The 6,973-nt window shown below is 42.8% G+C and carries 7 protein-coding genes and 1 pseudogene; 3 read left to right on the forward strand and 5 right to left on the reverse strand.

Annotated elements, in window-relative coordinates:
* Both O9323_RS20725 and O9323_RS20730 read right to left on the reverse strand, forming a co-directional pair.
* The coding region (locus tag O9323_RS20725) for a Calx-beta domain-containing protein (RefSeq protein WP_288125689.1) at positions 1-1,587 on the reverse strand (1,587 nt) is incomplete at its 3' end.
* Between the two features lie 991 nt (positions 1,588-2,578).
* On the reverse strand, positions 2,579-3,655 hold the full coding sequence (locus O9323_RS20730) for an AI-2E family transporter (protein WP_288125691.1): 1,077 nt from the start codon (positions 3,653-3,655) through the stop codon (positions 2,579-2,581).
* 211 nt (positions 3,656-3,866) lie between these two features.
* On the opposite strand from O9323_RS20730, the gene O9323_RS20735 reads away from it, so the two are divergent.
* Positions 3,867-4,634: an ABC transporter ATP-binding protein gene (locus O9323_RS20735; RefSeq protein ID WP_004158303.1), complete on the forward strand. Its 768-nt coding sequence runs from the start codon at positions 3,867-3,869 to the stop codon at positions 4,632-4,634.
* A 257-nt stretch (positions 4,635-4,891) separates the two neighbouring features.
* Here O9323_RS20735 and O9323_RS22780 read toward each other — a convergent pair.
* Both O9323_RS22780 and O9323_RS20740 read right to left on the reverse strand, forming a co-directional pair.
* Positions 4,892-5,080 (reverse strand): annotated as a pseudogene (locus O9323_RS22780) (hypothetical protein); the annotation flags it as partial.
* 426 nt (positions 5,081-5,506) lie between these two features.
* Positions 5,507-5,938 carry a matrixin family metalloprotease gene (locus O9323_RS20740; RefSeq protein ID WP_130756511.1) on the reverse strand — a complete coding sequence of 144 codons (432 nt, stop codon included), beginning with the start codon at positions 5,936-5,938 and terminating at the stop codon, positions 5,507-5,509.
* Between O9323_RS20740 and O9323_RS20745 the strand changes: the two genes are divergently transcribed.
* Complete coding sequence (locus tag O9323_RS20745) at positions 5,843-6,112, forward strand: hypothetical protein (RefSeq protein WP_130756512.1); 270 nt, start codon at positions 5,843-5,845, stop codon at positions 6,110-6,112. The genes O9323_RS20740 and O9323_RS20745 overlap by 96 nt on opposite strands.
* Here the strand turns inward: O9323_RS20745 and O9323_RS22785 are convergent.
* Positions 6,076-6,270, reverse strand: coding sequence for a hypothetical protein (locus O9323_RS22785; protein WP_149106960.1), 195 nt, complete (start codon positions 6,268-6,270; stop codon positions 6,076-6,078). The genes O9323_RS20745 and O9323_RS22785 overlap by 37 nt on opposite strands.
* Positions 6,271-6,299: 29 nt before the next feature.
* Here O9323_RS22785 and O9323_RS20750 point away from each other — a divergent pair, with 29 nt between their 5' ends.
* Positions 6,300-6,626: a clan AA aspartic protease gene (locus tag O9323_RS20750; RefSeq protein WP_288125690.1), complete on the forward strand. Its 327-nt coding sequence runs from the start codon at positions 6,300-6,302 to the stop codon at positions 6,624-6,626.
* Positions 6,627-6,973: the final 347 nt, after the last annotated feature.

The following is a 6,973-nucleotide window of genomic DNA, read 5'->3' on the forward strand; positions in this document are numbered from 1 at the left end:
GGCAGTGGTAATCGTTGCTCCGTTGGTGGGATTGGAGAGAGTTACCGTAAAGTTTTCGTTAGGTTCGACGGTGGTATCCCCTTGAACATTAACGGTAATCACTTTCGAGGTTTCTCCCGCCGCAAAACTGACGGTTCCTGAAGGTAAGACTCCCCCCACAAAATCAGTGGCATTAGCTGCACTGGTTCCTGAGCCTGTTACTGCCCAGTTGACGTTATTGGCCCCTGTGGTATTGACCGCACGAGTAACGGTAAAGGTAAAGGCTTTGCTACCACTATTCCCTTCCGTTTGGTTGGCATTGGTTGCCGCGATCGCCAAGGTGGGATTCGTGCTAGACCCCGCTAACTTCCATCCCATGTCTTTAAACAACCCCAAGGTTACAGGGCCAGGGTTAAGGATACTTTCCCCAAAACCAATAGAATAGGTCATGAGAGCGTTGGGAGTATTGTTAAATACTTCATCCAAGTGAGCGTAACTTGATCCACCACTCCAAGTGCTTGGGGCGTAGAGCTTGACTCGGTTTCCGCCATTAGCCGCATTGGCATTAGACCCATCAAAGAAAATGTTGTTACTGGTAAGCTGACTGCCCAAAGCAGTAGAAGGATTAGGAAATAGGGACGTATTCAACAAACTTTGTCCAGAACCATTTTCGGTAAAACGATCATAGATTCCTGGAAAACCAGTGCCGAATCCCCATGAGCCTACGCCAGATTGATTGTTCATCCAACCCAAGAAACCTAAACCATGACCTAGTTCATGCAGAACAACACTGACAAAACTAATTTGATTGGTGGGTACGTTGTTGTCTAACCCGTAATACCAGTTAAAGTTACTGTTGAACTCGGCTCCAATATCACTTGCTGTCGGATCTAAATCTTGTCCTGCCAAGGAATTTGCTAGTGCAACGGGATACCAGGTATTTGTTTGAGGGGCAGCTGAAAAATTCCCGAAGAAGCTCTCTGGCCCAGCCTGCCCCAGAATATTAGAACCTAAATTAGCAAAGGAAGCATTAACATTAATCGGCACAGAAGAATCCAGTAAACTCTCCCAAATATCTACAGCAAACTGAAAGGCCGTTTGCGCTGCTGGGGTAAATCCTGTGTAATTAACATTGATAACAGTATTGCTTGTAGGAAAATTAACTTGTCCCGTTGATGTCAGGAAATTGGTCGGTAATCCAACCCGAAAACGACTGGGATTGGGATCTAGAAAAAGAGAAGCTTTCGGCAAAAATCCCCCCACCTTGGAGGACGTTAGCATTTCCCCCAGAGCGCTACTTCCTGTCTTCGTCATACCCATATCGTGAAAAGGGTCGTCAACGCTTTCCCCAGTATTCTGTAATAGCTTCCCCTCTGTCTTCAATGGAGAGGGAAGGGTTTGGATAGCGGGAAAGTCCACTTGACCCGTAGCAGCAGGGGAAGCCGAAACCGTGGGGGCCTCAGAGGATACTGTAGATGGGGAGGGGTTAGAGTTCAGGACTGCTAAGGGAGAAGTTTCCTTCGATACAGTTAAATCGTCGGAACCTGTTAAATCAAAGGTGATTGGGGAGGCTCCATCAAAACTCAAAGAATCTGCTAGAGATGACATATCTGTACTAGATAAATTGGAACTTACTTATGTTGTCTTAATCACCAGGCACACCCCATTTTCCGAAAATTAATCGGTCAATTACTTGGGGGTGTTGGATTTTTTCTGTTTATGGTTAGGGAAAAGGACTAGCCCAACCTTTCTGCCTTAGGGCTAAATTTCTCATCTACTTATGATTATAAATAGACAAGTTTAACAAAAAAATAAATTTTTTCTTAAATTAATTTATCCAAGAGCCTGATTAGTCACCGCAATAAGAACAGTATTATTGAGAATTAAAAAACGTGAAAGTATTAAGCTGCCTGTGCATTTAAATTACTCCTTGAGGCACAGTTAAAATGCGTTGCGTAAATGCGTCTTAGCTTACCCGGTCAGGGTTTCTCAATCAACAGAGTAAATACTCAGACTATTTTTCAAAAACTGTGGCCTAATTATAGAAAGGATAATTAAGTGAATAAATCGGCTCTTATCGTTTCTGTGTGGAAGGGAGAAGAATAGAAATAATTTTCCAAAAAAATAGTCTTTAAAGCTTTGCCTAGCAAGACTTATTATAAAAATTATTAACACTAATAATATATCAGGTTTATCAGAGGCGATAAATGGGTAATATTTGGGGATAAAAAGTAATTTTTTGTTCAATAACTGGTAAAATTTTTTATAGTTTTTTAACTGATTTGCGAATTACATTTTTTAAATATAAATCAGTAATTTTATTTATTTTTCTATTAATTACCAGCCAAATATACACCTTTATCTTCTTACAATAAACCAGCCGCAACATTCAAATCAATACCTATTGCTTAAATCAAACCTTCTCCTCACTTCAGTCTGGTTTCTGCTGTTTGATTGCTTGTTGTCACCAACTGAAGAAATCTTACCTTTAGATGAGCCTACTTTTACCTCAATCTGCTTAACCGGAACCGTGGCTAAATTAATCTTTTTTTCCTAAGTTTCCTGGAAAGATTAAGGTAAAAATTAGCTCTATCCGCCCTTAGATTGGCTGATCATGGCTATTGGCCACCGATTCGGGGCTATCCTCGCCAATCCAAGCCCTGACTAACTCGTAGCAGAGACCGAGCAGAACCGGTCCGACGAACAAACCGATAATCCCGTAGGCGATCACTCCCCCGAACACCCCTAGCAGAATCACCACCATGGGAATGGGCAGGCCGCGCCCCATTAAGATCGGTTTGAGGAAATTATCCACCAAGGTGGCGGGAATCATCCAGAGGGTAAATAATAGGGCGATGGAATGGGGTAGTGTTACCCAAGCGTGAATGAGCGCCCCCAAGACAATCAAACCAGGGCCAATTTGGAGAATGCCCAAAATTAGGGTGAGGAAAGTTAATAAACCTGCCGCAGGGGTTCCCACCGTCACTAAACCGATGCCGATCAAAAGACTCTGGATAATAGCAACGCCAATAATACCGCGGCTAACATTGCGGACGGTGGAGGCGGTTAGACTGGCCAGCGCGATGCCTCGACCTGGGGCAATCTTTTCCGCTAACCGGTTCATTAGGTGAGTCAGATTTTTAGCCGAGAGGGTGAGGACCGCCGCAATCAGAATCGAGGCGATAAATTTCAGCACCGTCAGACCGGTACTGGTGGCTAGGGAAAGGGATATTTTGCCCAGTTCTTTTAATTGTGGCTCGAAGCGTTGAAGAAATTGACCAGTGTTATCTGATGCCTGCTGCCAGAGACTGGCAATCCTTTCGCCGATCAGCGGCCAGGTGGCTACATCGGTGGGGGGAGGGGGAATCAGCACCGCACCAGTATCGATATATTCGGCCATCGTTCGCAGATTACCGGCCAGAACCGCTGCAATGCCACTCACCGGACCGATAATAATCCCTAGACAAAGTAGGGTGAGGAGAACTGTGGCCAGTTTCGCCCGGCCAGCGAGTAACTTTTTTAACCAGAGAAAGAGCGGATACCAAGCGATCGCCAGAATTGCTCCCCAGAGGATCATGGTTAGGAAGGGACGCAGCAGGGTAAAACCAGCAAATAACAACAGGCCGAGAAAAAACAGCCGGATGACGAGATCGATAATTTTAGCGTCATTTTTCATCAATAGCGATCGCCTTTTGGCTAGATGAGGACATTGCTGCAATTATGGCAGTTTTTCGTTATCGGTAGTGATTCGCTAGTAGTGGTCAGCCGTCTTGCTTATCTGGTGGGGATTGTGTAAAATATTTCCTAATCAAAATAATTGCCCGATAAATCTTTACTTCCAATAGTCTTGATCGAGTAGGATAGACTAATTTAACCTATTAACAAGAATGCAAGCAAATTTATTAGAAGTGCGGGGAGCCACCCGTCGATTTGGGGGATTAGTCGCTGTTGATGGCGTTGACTTTCAGGTACAAAAAAACGAGATTTTTGGGTTAATTGGACCCAATGGGGCGGGAAAAACGACTTTATTTAATCTGATCACCGGTTTAATTCCCCTATCCAGTGGTGATTTAATTTATCAAGGCTGCAGTTTGGCTAATTATCGTCCTCACCAGATCGCTCAGGCGGGAATTGCCCGTACTTTCCAGAATTTACGCTTATTTGGTGAATTATCGGCTTTAGAAAATGTAGCGATCGCTGGTCACATTCATAATAGATCCAATCTCTGGACGGGAATTTTGGGTTTACCAGTTTCGAGAAGGGAGGAGGAAAAAACCTACAAAAGAGCGGGGGAATTATTAGATTTAGTCGGACTAACCGACCAAAGCAATCGAAAAGCCCGTAATTTAGCATATGGTGATCAAAGACGCTTGGAAATTGCCCGCGCTTTAGCTTTGCAACCCCAGTTATTACTCCTCGATGAACCAGCAGCCGGGATGAATCCCAGCGAAAAGGGGGCATTAAGTCAGCTAATTCGACAAATTCGCGATAATTTAGCTCTAACCGTCCTGTTAATCGAACATCATGTGCCTTTAGTGATGGGATTATGCGATCGCATTGCCGTGTTAGATTTCGGTAAGTTAATCGCTTTGGGAGATGCAGCCACAGTCAGGGAGAATCCTGCGGTGATTGAAGCTTATTTAGGCGATGAATAAGGATTTTCGATAAATACTCAATCTAGCACTACATCTTGTCAGGACTCAGTATTCATTTTAGCCTGTGCTGTAGAAGCAAGAGTTTTGTTATCTCCCATTACTCTGGGCAAAAATCTTAATGCTTCGTTAACCACATCAGCAGTAGGAAACATTTCTGCAAATCATCTTCCATTTCTGACTTATCCCTGTTCATAATCTTCTCGTTTGGTTCGTGTCACTTCTATTGCAATAAAGTTCCTCTAATAAAACTACTCTATTCACCAAGTTACTTCCTTTAATTCAGCCGGAAATAAAGGACGCTCCGATAAGCGATCTTGATCGAGTGCTTCGATTAAATATTCACCTGTTTCTTTTTGTTCCTGTTCATCTTCTTCATCAATCCAAGATTGAAGTAAATTAACCAGTTTAGTCTGTTTTTCTTGTTCTAAAATGGTATCTTTAAGTAGGGTCTGCTGAAAAAGTTTTTCCTGGGGGTAGGAGTCAGGAGTCAGGAGTCAGGAGTCAGTAGCCAGTCGTTTCAGGCTTTGTTGCCCTTGTTTTTTGTACCAAGCGATGTACTACAAAAAGGATAATGCAAGGTTTTTGAAAGTCCCAATCCTATTTTCGCAGCATGAACATCGGACTTTAACAGGTCAAAAGCTTTATTTTAAAAGGGTTTTACCATTATTCAGCAAGCCCTAAGTAGATTGAGGACATAAACTTCTAGAGAAAGACCTTTCTCTGTCGCTTTTTGGCTGAGATATTGTTCGATTTCTGATGTTAAATTAAGAGTTAGTGGCATGGGCTTGACTTGAATCAATTTATCGTGTCTTTAACTATTATAACCCAAAAAAGCAATCGCACTTTATTGATAAAGTGCGATTGCACTAACATTATTCTTCAGTCTTATATCTGCGAATAGCACTGTTCATCAGGTTAATCTGCTCTGCGTGAAATGAAGGGGGCATGGCACCATGAGTCGTGTAGTCTAATCCATCGTGCATGACATCTGTTGGCAATTCAGAGTGATCTAAACCTAAGGTATGACCAATCTCATGAGCAATCGTGTTGGCAATCAAGTTAGATAGACTACTAATACTAAGATTGCCTCTACAAGAAGCATAAAAAACTTGATCGATTCTGATAATTGCATGACCAGTAACTTTACCTAATGAGAAGCTCGCTACTCCTAGATAATCTACTGGCTGACTGTCAGCAAATACATAAACATGAGTAAATTTATCTTCAGCAAAGAAGAATTTGCTAGACGTGGCAACCACCTCTATGAATCTCAGATTCGTTCTCAAGTCGAGGAAGGCAATCATGGTAAAATTGTCGCTATCGACATTGAAACTGGAGCCTTTGAAGTGGCTGATGACATCGTAACCGCATCAGAGCATCTCCTTGCCAAATATCCCAATGCTCAGACTTGGTTTATCCGAATTGGGCATCGGGCAGTCTATCATTTTGGCGCACGGAGTTTGAGAGAAACTCTATGATGTATGGCTCGGTAAATCAGAGTTGCGAGGCAATCCTTCGGCTCTTCCGGTTTCTGTGTGGAAACGAAGCCTATACTGATAGTTTCTTCGGCAAAATAGTCGTAAAAGTCTTTCTCCGTCAACATTTCACGATTCCATAAGCAAAAATTATCACACAAAGTCGAGAAGAGCCATCCTTCCAGTGGTCGTGAAAAATGATGCTAAAACGCAACTCGTGGATGCAGTAATTGATACAGGTTTTTCAGGATTTTTGACCTTGCCTTCTAGTATTATTGCGGTTCTAGATTTAACCTGGAAGGGGCGTGATATCGCAACATTGGGAGATGGCAGTTATTGTATTTTCGACGTTTATATTGCGAGGGTAATTTGGGACGGTGAGTATCGCACAATCGACATCAATAAATCCGAAACAGTGCCTTTAATTGGGATGGGGTTGTTGCGAGGCTATGATTTGCGAATTCAGGCGATTGAAGGCGGTTCCGTTACTATTGAACTATTGGCAATTCCCAACTAGAACCATAACCCAACCTTGTATAAGGTTTCCAAATGAACTGTAAAAAGGAAGTTGACGGCGATCATCTCTATTTCGGTTAGTTCTCCAATCAACTCAAAGCCATTACCCAGATCGTCACTCTAACAAAGATCAATAAAAATGTGGAATGTCCAAAAAAAGCGATCGCACTCTAAAAACATAGCGAAATCGCCCCTAATTTAAGACTTCGGTGGTGATTCGGTAGTAGTGATGGCGGCTTAATCCTTTGCTTTGCTGTGCATTGTAGTCATGGATAAAATACCAAAGGGTTCCCCAACGTGATTCTCCATTTTTTTAGAGAAAGATAGACTCTCTCTCACCAGCCGAGA

Source organism: Microcystis sp. LE19-131.1A, assembly GCF_027532015.1.
Taxonomy (GTDB): domain Bacteria; phylum Cyanobacteriota; class Cyanobacteriia; order Cyanobacteriales; family Microcystaceae; genus Microcystis; species Microcystis ichthyoblabe_A.